Annotated in this window: 22 protein-coding genes; 16 read left to right on the top strand and 6 right to left on the bottom strand. The window is 62.2% G+C overall.

What is annotated here, in order from left to right:
• Positions 1 to 13: 13 nt before the first annotated feature.
• Positions 14 to 808: a cytochrome c oxidase subunit II gene (gene coxB, locus AC3LCN_RS01755; protein ID WP_488648371.1), complete on the bottom strand. Its 795-nt coding sequence runs from the start codon at positions 806 to 808 to the stop codon at positions 14 to 16.
• A gap of 182 nt (positions 809 to 990) precedes the next feature.
• Here coxB and AC3LCN_RS01750 point away from each other — a divergent pair, with 182 nt between their 5' ends.
• The 5 genes from AC3LCN_RS01750 to AC3LCN_RS01730 all read left to right on the top strand — a co-directional run bounded on the left by AC3LCN_RS01750 (position 991) and on the right by AC3LCN_RS01730 (position 5,471).
• A complete protein-coding gene (locus tag AC3LCN_RS01750) occupies positions 991 to 2,262 on the top strand; it encodes a sulfocyanin-like copper-binding protein (protein WP_488648370.1) in 1,272 nt (423 codons plus the stop codon).
• Between the two features lie 66 nt (positions 2,263 to 2,328).
• Complete coding sequence (locus AC3LCN_RS01745) at positions 2,329 to 3,333, top strand: pirin family protein (RefSeq protein ID WP_488648369.1); 1,005 nt, start codon at positions 2,329 to 2,331, stop codon at positions 3,331 to 3,333.
• Positions 3,334 to 3,335: 2 nt separating this feature from the next.
• Positions 3,336 to 3,977 (top strand): LysE family translocator, encoded by a 642-nt coding sequence (locus AC3LCN_RS01740; protein ID WP_488648368.1) that lies wholly within the window; start codon positions 3,336 to 3,338, stop codon positions 3,975 to 3,977.
• Between the two features lie 144 nt (positions 3,978 to 4,121).
• Entirely contained in the window at positions 4,122 to 5,009 is an 888-nt protein-coding gene (locus AC3LCN_RS01735; RefSeq protein WP_488648367.1) for a sulfurtransferase, read from the top strand.
• A 15-nt stretch (positions 5,010 to 5,024) separates the two neighbouring features.
• Entirely contained in the window at positions 5,025 to 5,471 is a 447-nt protein-coding gene (locus AC3LCN_RS01730; protein WP_488648366.1) for a SufE family protein, read from the top strand.
• Positions 5,472 to 5,484: 13 nt separating this feature from the next.
• Here AC3LCN_RS01730 and AC3LCN_RS01725 read toward each other — a convergent pair whose 3' ends face one another.
• On the bottom strand, positions 5,485 to 6,018 hold the full coding sequence (locus AC3LCN_RS01725; RefSeq protein WP_488648365.1) for a MarR family winged helix-turn-helix transcriptional regulator: 534 nt from the start codon (positions 6,016 to 6,018) through the stop codon (positions 5,485 to 5,487).
• A 101-nt stretch (positions 6,019 to 6,119) separates the two neighbouring features.
• Here AC3LCN_RS01725 and AC3LCN_RS01720 point away from each other — a divergent pair, with 101 nt between their 5' ends.
• From AC3LCN_RS01720 to AC3LCN_RS01690, 7 genes are all read left to right on the top strand, one after another.
• On the top strand, positions 6,120 to 6,731 hold the full coding sequence (locus tag AC3LCN_RS01720; protein WP_488648364.1) for an LUD domain-containing protein: 612 nt from the start codon (positions 6,120 to 6,122) through the stop codon (positions 6,729 to 6,731).
• Positions 6,731 to 7,141, top strand: a complete 411-nt coding sequence (locus tag AC3LCN_RS01715) for a hypothetical protein (RefSeq protein ID WP_488648363.1) — start codon at positions 6,731 to 6,733, stop codon at positions 7,139 to 7,141. Before AC3LCN_RS01720 ends, AC3LCN_RS01715 begins: the two co-directional genes overlap by 1 nt.
• Before the next feature lie 77 nt (positions 7,142 to 7,218).
• Positions 7,219 to 8,064: an SAM hydrolase/SAM-dependent halogenase family protein gene (locus AC3LCN_RS01710; protein ID WP_488648362.1), complete on the top strand. Its 846-nt coding sequence runs from the start codon at positions 7,219 to 7,221 to the stop codon at positions 8,062 to 8,064.
• Positions 8,065 to 8,210: 146 nt separating this feature from the next.
• Positions 8,211 to 9,131 carry an ABC transporter substrate-binding protein gene (locus AC3LCN_RS01705; RefSeq protein ID WP_488648361.1) on the top strand — a complete coding sequence of 307 codons (921 nt, stop codon included), beginning with the start codon at positions 8,211 to 8,213 and terminating at the stop codon, positions 9,129 to 9,131.
• A gap of 12 nt (positions 9,132 to 9,143) precedes the next feature.
• A complete protein-coding gene (locus AC3LCN_RS01700) occupies positions 9,144 to 9,950 on the top strand; it encodes an amino acid ABC transporter permease (RefSeq protein WP_488648360.1) in 807 nt (268 codons plus the stop codon).
• On the top strand, positions 9,950 to 10,735 hold the full coding sequence (locus tag AC3LCN_RS01695; RefSeq protein WP_488648359.1) for an amino acid ABC transporter ATP-binding protein: 786 nt from the start codon (positions 9,950 to 9,952) through the stop codon (positions 10,733 to 10,735). The genes AC3LCN_RS01700 and AC3LCN_RS01695 overlap by 1 nt, the downstream gene beginning before the upstream one ends.
• Positions 10,736 to 10,782: 47 nt before the next feature.
• On the top strand, positions 10,783 to 11,322 hold the full coding sequence (locus AC3LCN_RS01690; RefSeq protein ID WP_488648358.1) for a hypothetical protein: 540 nt from the start codon (positions 10,783 to 10,785) through the stop codon (positions 11,320 to 11,322).
• Here AC3LCN_RS01690 and AC3LCN_RS01685 read toward each other — a convergent pair.
• Complete coding sequence (locus AC3LCN_RS01685) at positions 11,285 to 12,517, bottom strand: glycosyltransferase family 4 protein (RefSeq protein WP_488648357.1); 1,233 nt, start codon at positions 12,515 to 12,517, stop codon at positions 11,285 to 11,287. The two genes, AC3LCN_RS01690 and AC3LCN_RS01685, sit on opposite strands and share 38 nt — an antisense overlap.
• Positions 12,518 to 12,619: 102 nt before the next feature.
• Here AC3LCN_RS01685 and AC3LCN_RS01680 point away from each other — a divergent pair, with 102 nt between their 5' ends.
• The 3 genes from AC3LCN_RS01680 to AC3LCN_RS01670 are packed head-to-tail and all read left to right on the top strand — an operon-like array spanning position 12,620 to position 16,107.
• A complete protein-coding gene (locus AC3LCN_RS01680; protein ID WP_488648356.1) occupies positions 12,620 to 13,600 on the top strand; it encodes a nucleoside hydrolase in 981 nt (326 codons plus the stop codon).
• Positions 13,597 to 15,111 (top strand): saccharopine dehydrogenase NADP-binding domain-containing protein, encoded by a 1,515-nt coding sequence (locus AC3LCN_RS01675; protein ID WP_488648355.1) that lies wholly within the window; start codon positions 13,597 to 13,599, stop codon positions 15,109 to 15,111. Before AC3LCN_RS01680 ends, AC3LCN_RS01675 begins: the two co-directional genes overlap by 4 nt.
• Before the next feature lie 51 nt (positions 15,112 to 15,162).
• The gene (locus AC3LCN_RS01670) at positions 15,163 to 16,107 is read left to right on the top strand and encodes a hypothetical protein (RefSeq protein ID WP_488648354.1); all 945 of its coding nucleotides are present in this window, start codon (positions 15,163 to 15,165) and stop codon (positions 16,105 to 16,107) included.
• Here the strand turns inward: AC3LCN_RS01670 and AC3LCN_RS01665 are convergent, their stop codons facing one another.
• Genes AC3LCN_RS01665 through AC3LCN_RS01655 form a run of 3 tightly spaced genes read right to left on the bottom strand, consistent with a single transcriptional unit; the run spans position 16,108 to position 19,694 of the window.
• Positions 16,108 to 17,367, bottom strand: a complete 1,260-nt coding sequence (locus AC3LCN_RS01665; protein WP_488648353.1) for an MFS transporter — start codon at positions 17,365 to 17,367, stop codon at positions 16,108 to 16,110.
• Between the two features lie 53 nt (positions 17,368 to 17,420).
• Entirely contained in the window at positions 17,421 to 18,533 is a 1,113-nt protein-coding gene (locus AC3LCN_RS01660) for an AI-2E family transporter (protein ID WP_488648352.1), read from the bottom strand.
• Between the two features lie 9 nt (positions 18,534 to 18,542).
• Positions 18,543 to 19,694 carry a P1 family peptidase gene (locus AC3LCN_RS01655; RefSeq protein WP_488648351.1) on the bottom strand — a complete coding sequence of 384 codons (1,152 nt, stop codon included), beginning with the start codon at positions 19,692 to 19,694 and terminating at the stop codon, positions 18,543 to 18,545.
• 35 nt (positions 19,695 to 19,729) lie between these two features.
• Between AC3LCN_RS01655 and AC3LCN_RS01650 the strand changes: the two genes are divergently transcribed.
• Positions 19,730 to 20,521 carry a hypothetical protein gene (locus tag AC3LCN_RS01650; RefSeq protein ID WP_488648350.1) on the top strand — a complete coding sequence of 264 codons (792 nt, stop codon included), beginning with the start codon at positions 19,730 to 19,732 and terminating at the stop codon, positions 20,519 to 20,521.
• Positions 20,522 to 20,524 lie beyond the last annotated feature (3 nt).

The raw sequence follows: 20,524 nt of genomic DNA, 5'->3' as shown, positions 1-20,524 counted from the left end.
ACTCCTCCTCTATCTAAAAGGCTGCGCTCGTTGTGAGCCGAATAGCTGATGGTGACGGTGATGGCGATTCCGATGGCGACGGGGATGGTTTCGATTTGGACTCGGCGAGCCACGCCGTGTACTCCTCAGGCGTCACCACGCGAACGGTGAATCGCATGGCGTGGTGCATAAGGCCGCAAAAGGCGGAGCACTGCCCTGTAAAGGTGCCGACCTTGTTCGGGGTGAACTGGAAGACGTTCACATGACCAGGCACGAGGTCGCGCTGGAAGAGGAACTGCGGAATGTAGAAGCCGTGGTTCACATCTTGCGAGACGAGGGTCACCTGGATCACCTTCCCCATCGGCACGACGAGTTCGGCGTTCTGTTCCGGGGTGCCGAATACTTCAATGCCATTGTCGGGATAGGCGAACTTCCACTGCCACTGATAGCCAACGACCTCAACCTTAATCTCAGCCTTCGAAGCATCCCGGGCATCGACCACACTCAGCACGTTCCATGAGGCAATGAAGAGCAAGAAGACGGTGACCAATGGGATGACCGTCCACACCACCTCCAAGATGAGGTTGCCGTGGGTCTGGACCGGCAGATTCGTATCGGTTGGCTTACGGCGGTAGCGAATCACCGACCATACGATCAGGCCCTCAACGAAGAAGAAGATAATGGCGGCGATGATAAACACCAGGTTGTAGAGGTCACGCACCTGGAGTGCCTGCTCCGTTACGGGGTCCCGAAGGCTCACGGCCTGGCAGCCACCGGCGATAAGGGCGACTGCGGCGATCAGGAGCGGCAATGCGTATCGACGGTTCATCTGATCGTGACTCCCTCTCTGCGGCTGGGCGTCTAACTCATTCGTGGGAATCATAGCCGACACCTGCCCCCCTGGCGCGGAGGTGAACCAGAATCGCAACAGTCGAAAGTTCTGAGCCGCGATGGTACACACTCTCCCCGATACCCGCCACCTTGGCGGCGCAGGTGAGGAGGCCATACGTCATGGCTAGAGCAGCAAAGCGTTCCCCGAAGCGGGCAGCTGGCACATCGAAGTCAAAGAGCACCCTCGCCAAAGCCGGCCTCGCCCCAGGGCGCACCGCCTCGATCGTCTTGGGCCTCGCCGTTGCCATCGGCATCGGCATCGCCATCTGGCACCAGATCCCAACCCAGGGCGCTATCGCCGCGAAAGAGGGTGAGTGGAAGATCGTCATCTCTGCCAATGCTCACACCGCCGGCGACGTTACCTTCCACCTTGATAACCGCGGCACAGTGCCGCACGAGTTCCTCGTCGTCGCCACCGATATGAGTGGCACGCAGCTACTCGACACCGTTGACCCCACCACTAATCGCCTCAACGAGGACAACCTTGATGTCGTTGATGAACAGTCTGAGTACGAACCTGGCACTACGGCAACGCTGACCGTCAAACTGCCGAAGGGTCACTACGTGGTGATGTGCAATATCGAAGGTCACTACAAGAACGGCATGTTTGCCGATCTCATCATCTCCGACTCCCCAGACGGTTCGGTGGTGGAGCGGACGCCACCACCAGAGCCAGTTGCTGACGTTGGGCCGGTTTCCGGCAGCGAGAAGGAGTGGGCGATCGAAATTTCTTCAAGCCTGCACGAGGCTGGTACGACCACCTTCAATCTGCAAAACCTCGGAACAATCGCCCATGAGTTCCTCGTAGTGCGCAGCGACAAGAGCGCGGCGGAACTTGTTACCAGCGTTGATGCAGCAACAAACCGCATCGACGAGGCGCAGTTGAACGTTGTTAATGAGCAGCCGGAGTACGACCCGGGCGTGCCGGGCATGGTGACGGTGAATCTTGAGCCGGGCCACTATGTGGTGATGTGCAATATCCCTGGTCACTACAAGGCGGGGATGCATGCCGACCTTGATGTTGTTGCGGCAAAGCCAGCAACGGGTGCCGTTAACGGTACGGAGAAGGAGTGGAACATCTCGCTCGACGCGTACTCGCACATCGCTGGCCCCATCACCTTTGATCTTACGAATGCAGGCACAATCGCCCACGAATTCCTCGTAGTGCACACTGATCTCACGACTACAGACCTACTCGCCCGTGTTGATCCGACAACCCATCGCATCGACGAGGCACTCCTCGATGTGGTGAACGAGCAGCCGGAGTACCTACCAGGCGTGCCAGGCACCGTCACCGTGGACCTGCCCCCTGGCCACTACGTGGTGATGTGCAACATTGAGGGCCACTACAAAGCTGGCATGTACGCCGAATTTGACGTTCTCGCCCCGTAAGGGGAGCGCCGCTCCGAACGAATCGGGCCACCGACAGCGCATCGCCGCCGCACGTATGATCTGCGCATGCCAGCTGTAACCGTTCCCGACATTACGCTTCTTGCGCGAACACCTGTCGTTGACCTGCTCACCGCACGGCCGCGCCCCGTGATCTCGTTGAGCACTGCGCCGAGCGGCTTTGAGGGCGAGGGTTTCCCGGTGCGCCGCGCCTTTATGGGAGCGCCGCTGGCGGCGATTGATCCATTCATCATGCTCGACCAGATGGGCGAGGTTGAGTACGCCCCCGGCGAACCGAAGGGGACGCCATGGCATCCGCATCGCGGATTTGAGACCGTCACCTACATGCTCGACGGCATCCTTGATCACCGCGACAGCAATGGTGGCGGTGGACGAATTAGTGATGGCGACACGCAGTGGATGACTGCCGGTGGCGGCATCCTGCACATTGAGACGCCACCAGAGTTCTTGGTCGCAAGCGGTGGTCTCTTTCACGGATTCCAACTCTGGGTGAATCTGCCGCGCGCCAAGAAGTGGTCACCGCCCGCCTATCAAGACATTCGCTCGAGTGAGGTAAAGCTCCTTGCCTCGCCTGACGGCGGAACACTCCTTCGACTGATTGCTGGCGACGTTGGTGGGCATAGCGGACCAGGCTCCACACAAACGCCGATCGCACTGGTGCATGCAACGCTGCAGCCAGGCGCAGAGCTCGACCTTGAGTGGCGCCCCGACTTCAATGCGCTCGTCTACGCCCTCTCTGGTCGCGGCGCAGTTGGCGCGGAGCGCGTCGGCATTCAGGCGGGGCAGCTCGCCGTCTACGGCGCCGGTGATCGCATCGTCGTGAAGGCCTCCGAGCATCAGGACCAGCGCACCCCCGCGCTCGACGTGCTGATCCTTGGCGGGCTCCCAATCAAGGAGCCGGTGGCTTGGCTCGGGCCGTTCGTGATGAACACGCGCGACGAGGTGGTGCAGGCATTCGAGGACTACCAGGCTGGGAAGCTTGGCGTAATTCCGGCGGCCCATAGCAATCCTCACAACACACCGACCAGCGTCATCGAATCGGGGAACGAGTAGCGGTGGAGATCTTCCTTCTCGGCGCTGCCCTCGCCTTCTCCATCAACATTGAACTCGGTGTCGTCAACGTCATGATCGTGCGTACCGCCATTGATCGCGGTGCATGGCCCGCACTCCTGATCGGGCTTGGCTCTTGCATCGGCGATGTGATCTGGGCATGCGCTGGCGCCCTCGGTGTCAGCGCCCTTCTCCAGTGGCCACCGGCCGCATGGGTGCTCTGGATCGGCGGGAGCGCGATCCTCTGCTGGTTTGCTGCGGCGGCACTGCGAGATGCGGCACGCGGTGGATCTATCGATGACTCATCGCCACTCCGTCGCGCCACTGGACTGCGTGCCGTTGGCCTCGGACTCGGCGTCGCACTCAGCTCCCCAACGCTGATCCTCTGGACCGCAACCGTTGGCGGGAGCGTCGTTGCCGCGCAGGCAACGAGCATCGCTGGATTTGTACCGTTTATCTCTGGATTCGCAGCGGCGGCAGTGCTGCACTCCGCCGTTCTTTCCGGCGTTGTTGGGGCAACTCGTCGCTTTACGGGGCCGCGCACCGTTCGTGCCGTCTTACTCATCTCTGCCTTGATGTTTGCGGCGTTCGCCGTGGGGATCTTTGTTGACGGTGCACGTCGGCTCCTCCTCCCACTTCTCGGCTAACGAGTAAGAGGCGGCTTCTGGTATCGTGTCTGCATGACTAGCATGCAGCTCCGCGCACTTGAGGGTGAACCGTCGATCTGTTGACGCTCGCATCGCGCCAACGCTGATTGAACACAAAACCCATCAATGATTAAGGAGAGCAAAATGAGCAACGTACCTCTCGATCCAACAGAAAAGTTCCAGGAGTACGCCACTCCAGGCGCACTCGTCTCAACCGAGTGGCTTGCCGCCAACCTGAACACACCAGGGCTGGTTGTGGTGGAGTCAGACGAAGACACGCTCCTCTACGAGACTGGGCACATCCCAGGAAGCGTCAAGGTGGACTGGCACACCGACCTGAACGACCCCGTGTCTCGCGACTATGTCGGACCTGAAGACTTTGCGGCGCTGATGTCACGCAAGGGGATCGACCGCGACACCACCGTAGTCTTCTACGGCGACAAGTCAAACTGGTGGGCCGCCTACGCCCTCTGGGTCTTTCGCCTCTTCGGCCACACCGATGTGCGCCTTCTTGATGGCGGTCGCCAGAAGTGGGAGGCAGAGGGTCGCGAGATGACCAAGGTCGTGCCGACGCGCGCGGCCACGAGCTACCCGCTCTCTCCACGAAACGACAGTGACCTTCGTGCCTACCGCGAACAGGTGATCGAGCATGTCGGCGCCAATGGCTGCATGGTGGACGTTCGTTCACCACAGGAGTTCAGTGGCGAACTGACGCACATGCCTGACTACCCGCAGGAGGGGACGCTCCGTGGTGGCCACATCCCAGGAGCGAAGTCTGTTCCGTGGAAGCGGGCTGCCAATGATGACGGTACGTTCAAGGGAATCGCCGACCTTCGCGCCATTTATGAGGGTGAAAAGGGCCTTGCGGCGGACGACAATGTGATCGCCTACTGCCGAATTGGTGAGCGATCGAGCCACACCTGGTTTGTGCTCACCTACCTTCTCGGCTTCAAGAACGTCCGCAACTACGACGGGTCGTGGTCGGAGTGGGGCAACGCCGTTCGACTTCCGATCGCCGTCGGCGCCGAATAGGCAAGGCGCACATATATGTCAGGCCCAGCCGCAGCACAGCTTCCACCTGGACTCGCTGCGGTCGCTGCCGACTTTGCCGACACGCCGCGTGAGATGCGCCTCGAGCTACTCCTCGAGTATGCAGATCGCTTGAAGCCACTCCCAGAACCGTACGCGTCGCAAACCGACCTGATGGAGCGTGTTGAAGAGTGCCAGTCACCACTCTTTGCGATCGCAGAGGTGGTCGGTGACAGCGTGCGGATCCATGCAACGGCACCGCAAGAGTCGCCAACTACCCGTGCGTTTGCATGCATCATGCAGCTCGGCCTTAGCGGCCTTACACCAGAAGAGATTCTCGCCGTGCCAGCCGCTGCTCCACTCCAGCTGGGCCTGACGGAGTTGGTCTCGCCACTTCGCATGCGCGGCGCAACGGGGCTGCTCGCGCGGATCCAGCGCCAGGTGCGCGCCGCAATCAGCGCCTGATCAGGGGGCCCAGCTAGACCGCGTCGCGCGTGCGCTCGTTGTTCTTTTCGGCAATCTTCAGCAAATCGCGCGTTAGTCGCTCCATCTCACTCGCCGGCAGCGCGCCGCCGAAACGCTCGGCGACTGCAGTGAGATGTGCGGGCGCCGCACTCTTGAATGCACGTAAGCCGAGCGGGGTGAGCGTTGCCCAGTGCACGCGACCATCTTCGGTGCAACGGCGTCGTGTCACCCAGCCATTCACGGCGAGTCGGTCGATACGACGCGTGAGGCCACTCTTCGAGATGAGTGCAGCATCAGCAAGTTCGCTCATGCGTAGCCTGTAGCCATCGGATCGAACGAGCTGCGCCATCACATCGAAGTCAGCGAGGCTCATCCCAGAGGCATCCATCAGCTCTGCCGAGAGGGCGCGCGTTACCCGCCCATAGGCTGTGAGCAGGGCGATCCATGCGCGGGCGACCGTTGGATCGAGGAGTTTGGACGCGTCTGTACCCAGCACTGCAGAGAGTGCTTCAATTTCCGCGCTTACGGGTTTATCTGTTGTTGCCATTGCTTGCAATAGTTGCACTTGCAATCATTCTGGTCAAGTGGTATGGTTGCGCCTGCAACTACCTTGGCAGACGCTGAGGGGGCGCACGATGGAGGTACCACATGAGTCCAGCACGTTTTAAGCAGGTAGCTGACACGGCCAAGATCGATCGCGCCGTAGCGGCGTTGAACAAGCACGGCTTCTCAACGAAAGTCGTCGCCACTGGTGCCGAGGCTAAGGATGCGGTGCTCGCCCTGATTCCAGCAGGCTCGGAGGTCTTCACCTTCACCTCGGCAACTCTCGACGCGACCGGTCTTACCGATGCGCTGAACAACGCGCCGTACAAGAGCCTGCGCGACAAGATGTACGGGCTTGACCGCAACACCCAGAGTGCTGAGATGCGTGCCATCGGTTCGGCTCCAGCATTCGCCGTGGGCAGCGTGCACGCCGTCACCGAGACGGGTGAGCTGATGATGGCATCGGCAACCGGCTCACAGCTCCCTTCGTACGCCTACGGCGCAGGCCACGTGGTCTTCGTTGTAGGCGCACAGAAGATCGTGAAGGATCTTGCTGAAGCGACAGAGCGCATTGCCACCTACACCCTGCCACTCGAAGATACGCGTGCGCAGGCTGCCTATGGCGTCAACAGTGCGATCAACAAGACCCTCATCCTTCACGGCGAGGCGCCAGGCCGTATTGACGTCGTGATCGTTGCGGAGGAGCTCGGCTTCTAATGCTCAGTGCAGTGAATCGCGGCGCGGCACTCGCGGTAATCGTCAACTTCGCCCTCTGGTCAGTAGCGTCAGCTGCGGGTGTCGTGCCGCCAATCGCTGAAACGCTGCCAACTGTTGCTGGAGTTGCATTCGCATCTGCCGGCGGTGTTGCGGCAGCTGGCCTCGTGGCGCGAATCTTTGTCGGCACATGGCGCCGGTACCTATGGGATCGCGCTGCGCTCGTTGTCTTGCTGATGTCGCTCGGCTCGCCGCTCGGCTTGGCCCTGGGAGTGATTCCGGTATCGCCAATTGATCCGACGAACGAGCTGTTGATTTCGTTTAAGGAGGGGATCGCCCTGATCTATGCGGTACTGCACTTCACGACGTACTTCGCGGTGCAGCGCACGGTTGCCAAAGAGTTCAGTGTGTAAGTTTGCTTCAGAAGTGGGGCTGACCCGCTTAGGGTGATCCATCGCACTATCAACGGCGCTCCGCTACGCTGCGAGCCATGAGCTTTGATCCACTCGGTCCACTCCACGCACAGCCGCGGCTGGTCACCTTCACGACCGACTTCGGCCTGCGCGACCCCTCTGCTGGGGTCCTCTCAGGCGTGGTGCTCGGCATTGCGCCGGAGGCCCGCACCCTCGACCTCACCCACGCGATTCCTCCCTATGACGTGGAGGCGGGGGCTGAGGCGCTCGTTGAGTCGCTCGTGCACCTGCCGATCGGCGCCCATGTGGCGGTGGTTGATCCAGGAGTCGGCACCCAGCGACGGCCAATCGCCATTCGTTGTGGGCGTGGTGACGCGCTCATCGGCCCAGACAACGGACTACTGTTGCCGGCAGCTGCGGCGCTTGGCGGCGCGGTAGCGGCGGTGATCCTTGATGACGAGCGCTGGTGGGGCTCGAGCCGCTCACACACCTTCCATGGGCGCGACCTATTTGCGCCAGTGGCCGCGCACCTTGCGGCGGGGGTCCCCTTTGGCGACCTCGGCACGCCGATCTCCCCAAGTGACCTGGTTCCCGCGACCAAGCTCCCGATTGAGATTGGTGACGGGGTGCTGCACACCTCTGTACGCATCGTGGATGGCTTCGGCACGCTGGTGCTGACGGGCGACCGCCAGGCGATTGAGTCGTCGATCGGCGTCCTGACCGCTGGGGAGCCACTGAAGATCAACGTGGGCGACAAGAGCCTGACCACCGTCTGGGCGAACCGCTTTGGCGACGTTCCTGAGTCGGAGCCACTCTGCTACATCGACTCGGCTGGGCGGCTCGCCCTGGCAGTCAACCGTGGCAGCGCCGCTGAACGATATGGTGCAGTCCGCCGAACTCTGGTGGTCATTACCCGCGCGTAGGTGCCCTGAAACGGTCTACCCCCCTGCTATCCTTCCGCTCGTGGGGACACAACGTCGACGGCGCGCCGCGCGCCGATCACCGCCCCACCGTCGCACTGACGCTGTGTCAGATCGTCGCCAATAGCGGCTGTACAGGAGGTATGGATATGAGCACAACGCGCTCACGCATCGCAATCGGCCAGACCACACGTATGGCGGTCGTGGTCATGGCGATGTCGATGCTCCTCGCCGCCTGTGGCGGCACCGCAGTTTCACCAACATCTTCGGTTGACGCCTCATGCGTCAAGGAGAAGCTCGCCGTGAAGACGGCTGGCAAACTCACCCTCTCCACCGACAACCCGGCCTACAGCCCGTGGTTCCAGGGTGGCAATGAGGGCGCCACGGTATGGGTCGGTGATTACAACAATGATCCAGCAAAGGGGCAGGGCTATGAGGGCGCGGTGGCATACGCCGTTGCCGCCAAGCTCGGATTCGCCGCTGCCGACGTTGTGTGGATTCACACCACCTTCGATGCATCTTTCGCACCAGGCGCGAAGGACTTTGACCTCTTCTTGAACCAGGTCTCAATCAAGCCAGCACGTGCAGAGGCTATTGATTTCAGCAGCGGATATTACGACGTTGCCCAGGGTGTGGTGACGATCGAGGGTTCGCCCATTGCTGGTGCAACGAGCATTGCCGACCTGAAGACGGCGAAGCTTGGCGCGCAGATCGGCACGACGAGCCTTGACGCAATCAACAACGTCATCAAGCCAGACACTGAAGTCGCCGTGTTCAACACGAATGACGAGGCTGTTGCTGCGCTGAATGGCGGCATCATTGACGGTATCGTGACCGACGTTCCAACTGCGTTCTACATGCGTGATGCACAGCTCACCGGCGGCATCATCGTTGGACAGCTCCCTACCGCGAGCGGCGCTCAGGAGCAGTTTGGCATCGTGATGGAGAAGGGTTCACCCCTCACCGCATGTGTCTCCTCTGCCGTTGAGGCCCTCAAGGGTGATGGCACGTTGGCTGCACTCCTGACGGAGTGGATCGCGGACAAGGCGAGCGCGCCAGTCCTGAAGTAAGCGAATCGCAGGATGACGGCGGCGAGGTCGGCCCGTAAGGGAACCCTCGTCGCCGTCATCAGCACCATCGCCGTCGCGACGATCGTCGCGATCTCTATCGGCTCATCGCCGAGCTGGCCACTCGTTCAGAAGGCCTTCTTCGACGGAACCTACTTCTCTACCTCTCTCCCCGACGTGATTGGCGCATTCGCCATCAACATCCAACTCTTCGTGTTGGCAGAGATCCTCATCCTGCCGCTCGGGCTCCTGATCGCACTCGCGCGATCGATCACCAGCCCCGCGCTCGCGCCACTGCGCATCTTCGCCACGATCTACACCGACTTCTTCCGAGGTGTGCCGAGCATCTTGCTCATCTATGTGCTCGGATTCGGTGTGCCTGCGCTGCGCCTCCCTGGCGTGCCGAAGGAGCCTTTCTTCTGGGCACTGGTGACGCTGGTGCTGATCTACAGCGCCTACGTGAGCGAGGTCTACCGCGCCGGCATTGAATCCATTCACCCGTCGCAAGAGCGCGCAGCGCGGGCGCTCGGCCTCACACGCCTGCAAGCGCTGCGCTACGTCGTGTTGCCGCAGGCGCTCCGCCGCGTGGTGCCGCCGCTCCTCAATGACTTTATTGGCCTCCAGAAAGACACGGCGCTCGTTTCGATCCTCGGTGTTGTTGAGGCCTTCAAGCAGGCGCAGATACTGAAGTCGGCAAACTTCAACTTCACGCCACTGATGGTGACCGCGGTGATCTTCTTGGTCATCACAATCCCGATGACGCGCCTTGTTGATCGCCTCGCCGCCAAGGATCGCGCGGCACAGCAGGGGGGTACCCGCTGATGACGCGCGTGGCAACGAAGCGAGCTGCGGCTGCGCCAGTGCTCGAACTGCGCAGCGTATCGAAGCGCTATGGGCGTGCGCTGGTACTCGACAAGATCGACCTCTCGCTCGCCGAGCACGAGGTGGTCTGCCTGATTGGAGCTTCGGGTTCCGGGAAGTCGACTCTGCTCCGCTGCGCAGACCTCCTAGAGCCGATCGACGCCGGGAGCATCACGCTCGATGGTCGTGCCGTGCGGGCCGACGACCGCGACGCAGATGCCACGCGACGTCAGCTCGGCATCGTCTTCCAGGGATTTAGCCTCTTCCCGCACCTCACCGCACTCGAGAATGTGGCGCTCGCGCCGCGCGTCGCACTCGGACTGACCGCCGCTGCGGCGGAGAAGCGTGCCCGCGCACTCCTGAAGCAGCTCGGGCTTGCCGCAAAGGCGAACGCCTATCCCGACAGCCTCTCCGGTGGGCAGCAGCAGCGCGTTGCAATTGCGCGCGCGTTGGCGACCGAGCCAAAGGTCTTGTTGCTCGATGAGATCACCAGCGCACTCGATCCAGTCCTGGTTGCCGATGTGCTTGAAGCGCTGCGTGCGCTGGCAAAGGGTGGTGCGACGATGTTGATCGCCACCCACGAGATGGCGTTCGCTGCCGACGTCGCCGATCGCATCTGCTACTTGGAGGGCGGACGCATCATTGAGCAGGGCTCCCCCGAGAAGATCTTTAAGGCACCGCGAGACCCACGCACGCGCGCCTTCCTCAAGCGTGTGCGCTCTGTCGGGGCCAGCGCCCTTCGCTAACCAGCCGCGATACGCCGCCCATATGGGGTTCGCGATAGGGTACTGAAATGAGCCGTATGTATCGCGTCAAGATCGCCGGGCGTTGGACCGAGGCGCCAAAGTGGGCGCTCGACCTCCCCTTCGAGGTGCGCCCAATGCGTGGCTTTACCGTCGCTGCCTGGCCGCACTGGCGCCCCACCCTCGAACTACTTGCAAATGCCACCGCACGCGCCAAGCGCACACTGGAGTGGGTGCGCATTCACGATCACACCGGAACGCGCCGTGAACCGGCGCATCCGTTCGGCTGGGTGATCACCGAAACGGGTGAGATGTTCCTCTGCTCCTACGACAAGGGGACGGCGCTCCACGAACTCGCACATCTCATCAGTGGTGATTCGCATGGTGACGCCTGGGCGAAGAAATGCTTCGATCTGCACCGTACCTGGCTACGAGGCGCCGCGATTAAGTCGGCCGACCTTGAGGTGACGCGCTATCTCTCTGGTCGGCGCGAGTGGAAGCGGCGGTTCGGCGAACGGCCACCGAAGCAGCCGGTACCGAAGAGCTCCTGGGCTACCGAGGGTCGGCGGGCGGCGGCAGCAGCGCGCTAAGTCGCTGCACGTAGGCGGCACCAGCCGCCTCCCAGCTGAGGCCACCACGAATCGCTGCGAGGCCAGACTCAATGCGGCTCGCACGTTCTGCCGGATCTGACGCTAGTCGTCGAATAACTGCGGCCGCCTCCTCCGCACTCCCCGACGTGTAGCGCGCAACTGACGCTTCAGGAACCAGATCGTCAAGCGTCTTGAGCCGTGTCCCTAGTACGAGGCGGCCGCTGGCCATCCCCTCAAACACCTTGTTGGAAATGGAGAGGTCGGTGAACTCGTCAAGGCGCGTTGGTGCAAGCGCAATATCGGCGTCACGAATAAGCGCCGGTACCTCTTCAAATGGCACGCGGCCGAGGAACTCCACCGCATTCGCAACGCCAAGTTCTGTCGCAAGCTCACGGAGTGCCTGCTCGCGATCACCGCGACCTGCAACCACAAGGTGTACCGGGAGCGGTGCTGGTGCTGCGCGAAGGAGCGCAACGGCGCGAATGATGACGTCAACCTCGTAGATGGGAGTGAGCGCGCCGGTATAGACAAGCCGGAGGGTCCCATCTGCCATCCAGGTTCGATCACCTGCTGTTGCGGCTGCAAAGCGTTGCGTCTCGGGGACGTTGAGGAGCACCTCCACCGCATCTGCGCGTCGCGGAGCGATCGTAACTAGACGATCACGAAGGCGAGGGGCGGTGACAAAGACCCAATCGGCGATGGCGATGGAGCGTCGTTCAGCAAACGAGACGAGGGAGACCATTGCCCGCGCAGCCACTCGCGTGAAGAGTGAGCGCGACGATCGCGCAAAGCGCATGCGGAAGAGCTCTGGTGAGGCTTCGTGAAGATCGAGGATCAGGCCGATGCGGTGGCGCCGGCGCAGTGGTAGTGCCGCGAAGACGAGCCAGTCTGGAACGCTATTCGCGTGGACCACATCAATCGGTCGCTCACGGTCAATGCAAAGCAGCTTGCGTGCGGCCAGCACGGCGAAGCGGCCGTACTCAATCACGTAGGTGCTGATCCCGGCCCCTTGGTGCCGCTGGACTGGCTGTCGGTGGAGCTGAGCGCCGTCGAGCTCACTTCGTGCGGGATCGCCGTTTCGCTGTAGGGAGATGATGCTGACGTGCCAACCGGCGGCGACCGCGGCGCGGGCGGCCCGACGAACGCGTGGATCTTCATCTACATACGAGTGCACCACGAGCGCCAGGTGTGGCATGGATCCCCTCGCCTTCTCTGAATAACTCTGGGCGATCGTAGCAGGGGCTCGGCGTGCATCAGGCACGCAGGTGGGGGGCGAAACCCGTACACTCACCCCCTTATGGAACGCCGAAAGATCTTGCTCGATGCCGACGTGGGGATCGATGACGCGATCGCCATGCTGCACCTCGCTGGGCGCAGCGACGTTGAGCTACTCGCCGTTGGCAGTGTGCACGGCAACATCCCCTCTGACCTTGCCGCCACCAACGCCCGCCGCCTCCTTGAGCTCTGCGGCCTTGACGACGTTCCGGTCGCCATTGGCGCACGCCGGCCGATGGCGCAGCCGCTCGCCACCGCCGAGTGGGTGCACGGTGAAGATGGTCTCGGCAATACCAACCAGCCCGCGCCAAAGCGCGGGCCAATCACTGAGGATGCGGTCTCGCAAATCCTGCGCCTGACGCGCGAGCGGCCTGGTGAGATCGATCTCCTCGCCGTTGGCCCACTCACCAACCTCGGGCTCGCCCTCTGCCTTGACCCAGAACTTGCTGGGCGCGTGCGCTCTGTCGTGGTGATGGGTGGCGCGATAGCCCACGAGGGGAACGCCTCGGCTACCGCTGAGGCCAACATCTGGCACGACCCTGAGGCGGCAAACCTCGTCTTTGGTGCCGAGTGGCCGGTGACCATGGTTGGACTTGATGTGACCCAGGTCACGCGACTCCGCACCAAGGAGCTTGCTGACATCGAGGCGCTCGGCTCGGTGCGCTCAAAGTTCGCGTTGAAGGTGTTGAGCCACTACCTCGATGTCTATCAGCGAACGTTCGGCACGCGCGAGTGCCCACTCCATGATCCGCTCGCTGCTGGCATCGTCGCTGACCCCACCTACATGACGGAGTGGCTCGATCGCGCGGTAGAGGTGAACACCACCGGCCCAACGCGCGGCACAACGATCATTGACCGACGCGCTTGGATGACCCCAGCGGCCGACGCTCGCGAAACACGAGAGCGCAACGGCGGCAAAGATGCCACGCCTCCCCTCGTACGAGTACCGATGAAGGTTGATGGTCCGCGCTTCGTCGCCGACCTCATTGCCTCGCTGAAGTGACATCTAACGCGCCGATGGTTGCGGCAGCGGTGCCGCGCCCGGCACGGACACTGGTTCTAGGTTGTGGCTCGATCGGACAAGCGGTTGTACCGCTGCTGATCCGTGACCTTGGGCTTGATCCCCGCTCCATTCGGGTCGTAGAGATGACCGATACGCGCCACCGCATCACCGACTCCATCGCGGCAGGGGTGACCTACGAGCAGGCTGCCGTCACCCGCGAGAACCTCGCCAGCTTTCTAACTGAACGACTGTCGAGCGGAGACCTACTCCTTGATCTGGCGTGGAACATTGATGCAAACACCATTATTGGTTGGTGTCGTGCCGCTGGCGTGCGATACCTGAACACCAGCGTCGAGGTGTGGGAGCCGTACACCGACATTGCAGAGCAGGAGCCAACCTCGCGAACGCTCTACGCCCGTCACATGGCGATGCGCGAGATGATCAAGGGCTGGGGCGACAACGGCGGCCCGAGTGCGATCGTGGAACACGGGGCGAATCCAGGCTGGGTCAGCCATGAGGTGAAATTTGCGCTTGAAGAGCTAGGCGCGGAACTTCTCAAGCGCGGCCTCGTCGCAGGCTCCACGCGCGATGCCCTTACCGAGGCGTTGATCGCGGGCGATCACGGGCGCATAGCAGAGGCTTCTGGTGTCAAGGTGATTCAAATTGCGGAACGCGATACGCAGCACACGGATCAGCCGAAAGAGGTCGGTGAGTTCGTCAACACCTGGTCGGGTGAGGGGTTCTACGAAGAGGGAGTCGCGCCAGCGGAGCTCGGGTGGGGAACGCACGAGAAGACCCTTCCCCCGCGCGGCCTCGCCCATGCCGACAATGGGCCACACAATCAGATCCTGATTCAGCGCGCCGGCATGGAGACACTGGTGCGCACCTGGGTTCCTGGCGCAGATCCTGCTCGCGCCACTAGCGAGGGACTACCAACGATCGGCATGCTCATTCGACACGGTGAGTCGTTCACCATGAGCGACTGGCTCACCGTACGAACTGCGGATGGTGCGGCGCAATACCGGCCAACCGTCTATTACGCCTACTGCCCATCGGACTCAGCGATCGCCTCGGTGCACGAGCTTCGCGGCAACAACTGGAAACATCCGGAGCGGTTCCGTCTGCTGAACAATGAGATCATTCGAGGCGAAGATCGCCTTGGCGTTCTTCTCCTTGGTCACCCGCTCAAGGCGTGGTGGAGCGGATCGCTCTTGTCGATTGATGAGGCGCGCTTGAACTTGGCAGGGCATTCTGCCACCACCCTGCAGGTTGCAGGTTCGGTCATTGCTGCAGTGGCGTGGCTGCTCCGGCATCCGAGCGAGGGGCTGCGAGTACCCGACGAACTACCGCACAACGAGCTCCTGGCAGACGTTCGTCGCTACATCGGCACCCGCTGGTCTGGCACAGTGGACTGGACGCCGCTCCAGGACCGCCTTGAGCTCTTCCCAGACCCTGCGAAGCCGCTCCCAACCGACCCATGGCAGTTCGAGGCGTTTCTCGTAGTCGACTAAGGGTCCTGCACGTGCCACGCTGCTGGCACGCGCACCTGCCAGACTAAGAACATGAAGAGGACTCAGCGCACCCCTTGGCTTGCGACCGCAGCCCTGGTCGCCCTGATCGTTGGCTCCGCTGCCGCGCCGCGAACATTTGGCTGGGGTGCTGGCCTAGTCGCCGCGGCCGACGAAGAGCCGATCGGCGGGGATCCGATCGTCGACGAAAGCGTTGCTCCCGATGAGAGCGTGGCACCAGACGAGAGCCTTGCTCCCGATGTCTCGCCTCCTGGCGATGAAGAGCCGACGCCTGACCCGGGGCAAGATCCAGGAGACGAGACTGGCCCTGATGCATCCGTAGACCCTGATGCGACAGATGGCGAGGGCGGCGATGTCGAGGCATCTCCAAGTGATGAGCCAGCAACACCAACGCCACCAGCACTCACACTCGGCGATTTACTCGCTGCCGCCACCGCGAGCACACCCTTTGATGCCGACCTTGCGCTGCAGATTTTGCGCGACTATGCACCTGCAGGCGCACGTGCCGTTGAAGTTGCAGATCGACAAAGCTTCCGTAACGCACGCACGTACACCCTCCGTGATGTGCGTAGCTGGTCACGCCTTCCACAACTTGGTACCTCAAGCGCAACGGTGTGGATGCGCTTCGTTGGCGGCTCAGAGCGGACGCCGTTCGCGGTTACCGCTGGGCGCGATCGTAGCGATCCGCGCATCAGCAGCGTTCGAGTCCGCGAAGGTCGGGCACCTCACGGAAACCCACCGCCGTATCTCCTAACGGTTTTTGGCAGCGATACGGGCTCGGGAGCCGTTGCCATTGAGGTACGCGTTGGTTATGAGAAGCCGCTCAGGTTTGCTGTTGGCAATGAGATCGAGATTGGCCCGTTCCTGAAATCCACAAGTGGGAAGATTGTCTTGTTGATGCGTGGTGTCACCGTTGAGGTACGCCTTATTGATGCGGCAGGGAACGAGAGTTCCTGGCGCCGCGTACGAATTCCGTAACTACAGAATCGCCCGCCACCGCGCCGCCGCGTACGCCGTGGCGATGAGCGCAAGCCCACCAGCAACGATCAGCGCGCCTGGGGCGCCAATGAGTGACACTACCGCGCCTGTGCCAAGGCCACCGATTGGTGTGGAGCCGGCAAAGACGGTGGTGTAGACGCTCATCACTCGTCCGCGCAACGCCGGTGGCGTAGAGGTTTGAATCGAGGCGTTCGCAGTGGCGGCCATGGCGATAGCGCCGAACCCGGCTCCAAAGAGAGCAACGCCAGTGGCGACTGCTGCCCACCCTGCGCCGCTGCCGCTCGTGAGTCCCGCAGCGATCGAGAGGATCCCGAGCGCTGCAGCTCCACCAACGATCACCACGGTGCGGGGTTTGCGGAGCATGGCAACAGCGAGCGCCCCACTCAGCGAGCCGAGACCAATCGCGGCCATCAGCAAGCCGAGGCCTGGTGCTCCAACCTGCAGCACACTTCGGGCGAGGATCGGGATGATGACATTGAAATTCATCGCCACGCCAGAGACCACGCCGATCACAAACACGCAGAGGGCGATGAGGGGCGTGCGCGCCACAAATCGCACTCCTTCTGCGAGGCTGATCAATACGTCGGCAACGGTGCGCGGGCGTGGAGTGCGCGGCGCGGGTCGCAGTTCATCGGCACGCATAAAGATGAGCGCCAACAACACGGCAAGAAAGCTTGCACCATTCACGGCAAAACATCCCGCGACGCCGATAATGCCGATCAGCACGCCGCCGATCGCCGGGCCAATTACGCGCGCGCCATTGAACATGGCTGAGTTCATTGCCACAGCACGGCCAACCTCATCTTCGGGAACCATCTCACTGAAGAACGACTGACGTACGGGCATGTCGACAGCGTTTACCACGCCAAGCAGGACGGCCATGAGGACGAGGAGGGACAGCGTCATGAGCCCCGCTGCAACGAGGGTGGCCTGAAGGAGTGCGAGGGTCATCAGACTGACCTGAGTTCCCATGAGTGCGCGGTGTTTCGGCAGCGCATCGGCAAGGACACCGCCGAAGAGGCCGAGGATCATGACCGGAGTGAACTGCGCGGCGGCAATGATGCCGAGCCACGCCGGCTCGTGGGTGAGCTCGGTGATGTACCAGGCCTGGGCAATGGACTGCATCCAGGTGCCCGCCAGCGAGACGAGTTGCCCGAACCAGAAGAGTCGGTAATTTCGATGGCGAAACGGCCCACGCCAGGCTGGGGCGACGCGAGATCGAGTTCGTGGTGAAGGCATGCCCAGAGGCTACACCTGTGCGGAGTCACCACGCATTCGCGCGGCGGGGTGAATTAGCGGCGCTTACCCTTTGCGGCTCGCTTCACCATTTTGACGCTAACGGGGGGCTCATCGCGGCGAATCGCAGCGACGGCGGCAACAACTGGCAAGGCGAAGATCGCGCCGAGGACGCCGCCCACGAGCCCGCCGATGCTGCCCGCAATGAAGACGGTGGTTCCTGAGAGGCGCAGCACACCGTTCATCAGTCGTGGCGCGAGCTGTGTGGCACAGAGGAGCCAGCCCACAATGATCACGATGGAACCGGGAAGAACGTAAGGGCCAGCGGCGAGTATGGAGAGCGCGAGTGGCGGTAGTACCGCAGCACCCTGCCCGATGGATGGAATCGCCATGACAATACCGCCGAGCACTGCGGCGAGAAGCCCATCCGCTCCGGCAATCGTGGCGCCGACATAAACGACTACGCCGTAGACAAACCCGAGTGCGACATGGCGACCGATGAACCGCGCAATGATCTCTTCGAGAATCTTTCGTGAGCGCTGTGCGCTGCGGACTCGCCCGCGCGTTGCAAGCTGATCAACGGAGTCAAGATGGGCAGGATTCGCTGAGAGAATGATGCCAATGCCGATCGCCAAGATCAGAGGGCCAAGCGCACCAATGGCACCCGCAGCGATCGCCGCAATATTTGATTGCAGGGAGGTTGCCACCTCGCGAATCGCAAGAATCACCGTTGTTGCGAGAGGAACGAGATCCACGCTGAGCCCAACAGAGGCGAGCAGGGCACCTAGTCGTTCTACCATTACGCCTACATCAGCCGGAGTAGGCTCTGGCCCCGCGATGATGCCGCCGAGTGATCGAGCGAACGCGATCGCAAGTTCAATCGCGATGATGATGACTGGAACAGCACCAGCAATCCACACAAGGAGTGCCGCCCGTGTACGTGTCCAGCCGCGTGCCACCAGCTGGTTGATTGGAGCGTCGGCTAACGTCGCGAGGAGCCACCCACCAGCCAGCGCGTAGAGGAGGGGGCCTTGCGCTGAAATGAGCGTAGTAACTACGCCAAGCCCCGCCGTGATGGCGACGAGAGCAAGGCTTGCGAGTGTCGCCCAGGCGATGAGGCGAACGCTCTGTGGCCACTCATCGCTGCGGAGGGGATTGAGCAGATTCATGAGTTGATCCTAGTTCAGTGCTGCACGCACGATGTCAAGCGGGAGCGCCACGGCTGTGGTGCCATCAGCACCACTCATTGTTTCAGCGGCGAAGAGCGAGTCCAGGATTGCCGACTCCGTCGCGTCAGCGGTCGCCTCAAAGAGCGCTGAGAGGTGCGCGTTGACGACCATGGTGATCGAGGCTTCAAACGGCTCTTTCGGCTCCAGGTCTTCTGCGGGGAGATGCCCATTCGCCGTGCTGAAGCTCAGCACAAAATCACCCGACGAATGTTCACCAACGCCACCGACACGACCGATGCCGATCACGGCACGCTGCGCGAGGCGGTCGAGTTGCATCGGCAGGAGTGGCGCATCCGTCGCGACGATCACAATGATGGAGCCTGCTCCGCCGCGCGGATCATCGGGCTTTGGCGCAGCAGCAACCTTCTCCCATGGAAGTGGGTAGTGCTCGGTGGAGAGTGGGCCACCGGGAGCGGCGAGCATCTTTCCGTACAGCGTTAGTCGGTGGCGACGGCCATGGTTCGCCTGAACGAACACCCCGATGGTGTATCCGCCAAGTTCTGCTGGGAGTTTGCGGCTTGCCGTGCCATTGCCGCCCTTGAAGCCGTGGCAGATCATGCCGGTTCCACCGCCCTGATTTCCGCGCGGCACTGGTGCGCCGTTCGGTAGGGCGGCGGCAGCATCGAGCGCCTGTTGTGCGTGCGCCGCGGTGACATGGAAACCGTTCACATCGTTCAGTACGCCATCCCACGTCTCACCCGCAACAGGGAGGCTCCACGGTGGCGCGTCTGGCACGTGGTCCAGCGACCAGCCGATCATCGCGTCATGGACCACGCCGACCGAATGCGTGTTGGTGAGGCAGATCGGCGAGGTGAGAAAACCAGACTCGCGAATCCACTCCAACCCCGTAAGCTCGCCATTGCCGTTCAGCCGATGCGTGCCAGCAAAGAGAGGATGCCCCATCTCGGCGAGCGGGCGCGGAAGGATGGCGGTGACACCGGTGCGAATTGGTCCAACGCCGCGCTCAAGCGCACCGTTGCCCTTGATGATGGTGATCGCCGCAACGCGCACACCCGCCACATCGGTGATTCCGTCGGTTGGGCCCGGGGTAAACCGACCGATGCGGATTCCAAGGTCGGTAGCGCGGGTGTCTCGTGGCATGGGGGTAGTGTGCCATCCCGCACTACACTCTCCCCATGTTGCCGCCGATGAAGCCCAAGAGCCGCACTCCGCGTGAGCGCATGCCCTTTCGGCATATCGGCTCAACGATCCTGCTCGCAACGTCGTTCAATCTCGCTGCGGGTGCGCTCGTCACGTGGGGGATTGATCAGCAGATCGGACCCTGGGCCCCAGGCGGGGTGGTGGTGGTCACTGAGGATCCATCAACCGGCGCAAGTGGCTCCCCTACCCCACAGGCGGACCCGTCCGATCCGTCTGAGCGATCGCGCACCACGCCGCCACCCCTCCCACCAGTAGATCCGAGCCTGCTCGTCCCCTCGGTCGCCGGTGACCCTGTCCGCGTCTTGGTGAGCGGCGTCTGGATCAACCTCCCTGTGGTGCGCCCGCCACTCGAAACAGATGGCTCGCCACGATTCCCCTGGTGCCGCGTCGCCGAGTGGATGCCGAGCAAGGGGAAGGCCGACGGGAAGACCGGCATCCTCTTTATCTACGCACATGGCCGCTACTGGGAGTTCGGTGGACTCCTCGACAAGACGCCAAAGCAGATGCTCGGCCAGGTCATTGAGGTGGATGTTTTGCCGAACGGTGCCGGACAACAACTGATGCGCGTTCGCTACCGCGTGATCGAGGTGCGACAGCACATCTTGAGCTGGGCCGACATCAGCGATGTGCCGAATGGCCGCGTCGTTTTGCAGACCTCAGAGACTGATCACCACGACGGAACAAAGATGGTCGTCATCGGTAAATACATTGAAACGACAACCTCGACGCGGCCGGTGCCGGTAGCAAAGCCGCAGATCTGCGAATAGCCT

It is taken from the genome of Candidatus Limnocylindrus sp. (assembly GCF_040397215.1).
Classification (GTDB): domain Bacteria; phylum Chloroflexota; class Limnocylindria; order Limnocylindrales; family Limnocylindraceae; genus Limnocylindrus.
The sequence above is the reverse complement of the archived record's forward strand: the minus strand, read 5'-3'. Positions and strand labels throughout refer to the sequence as shown.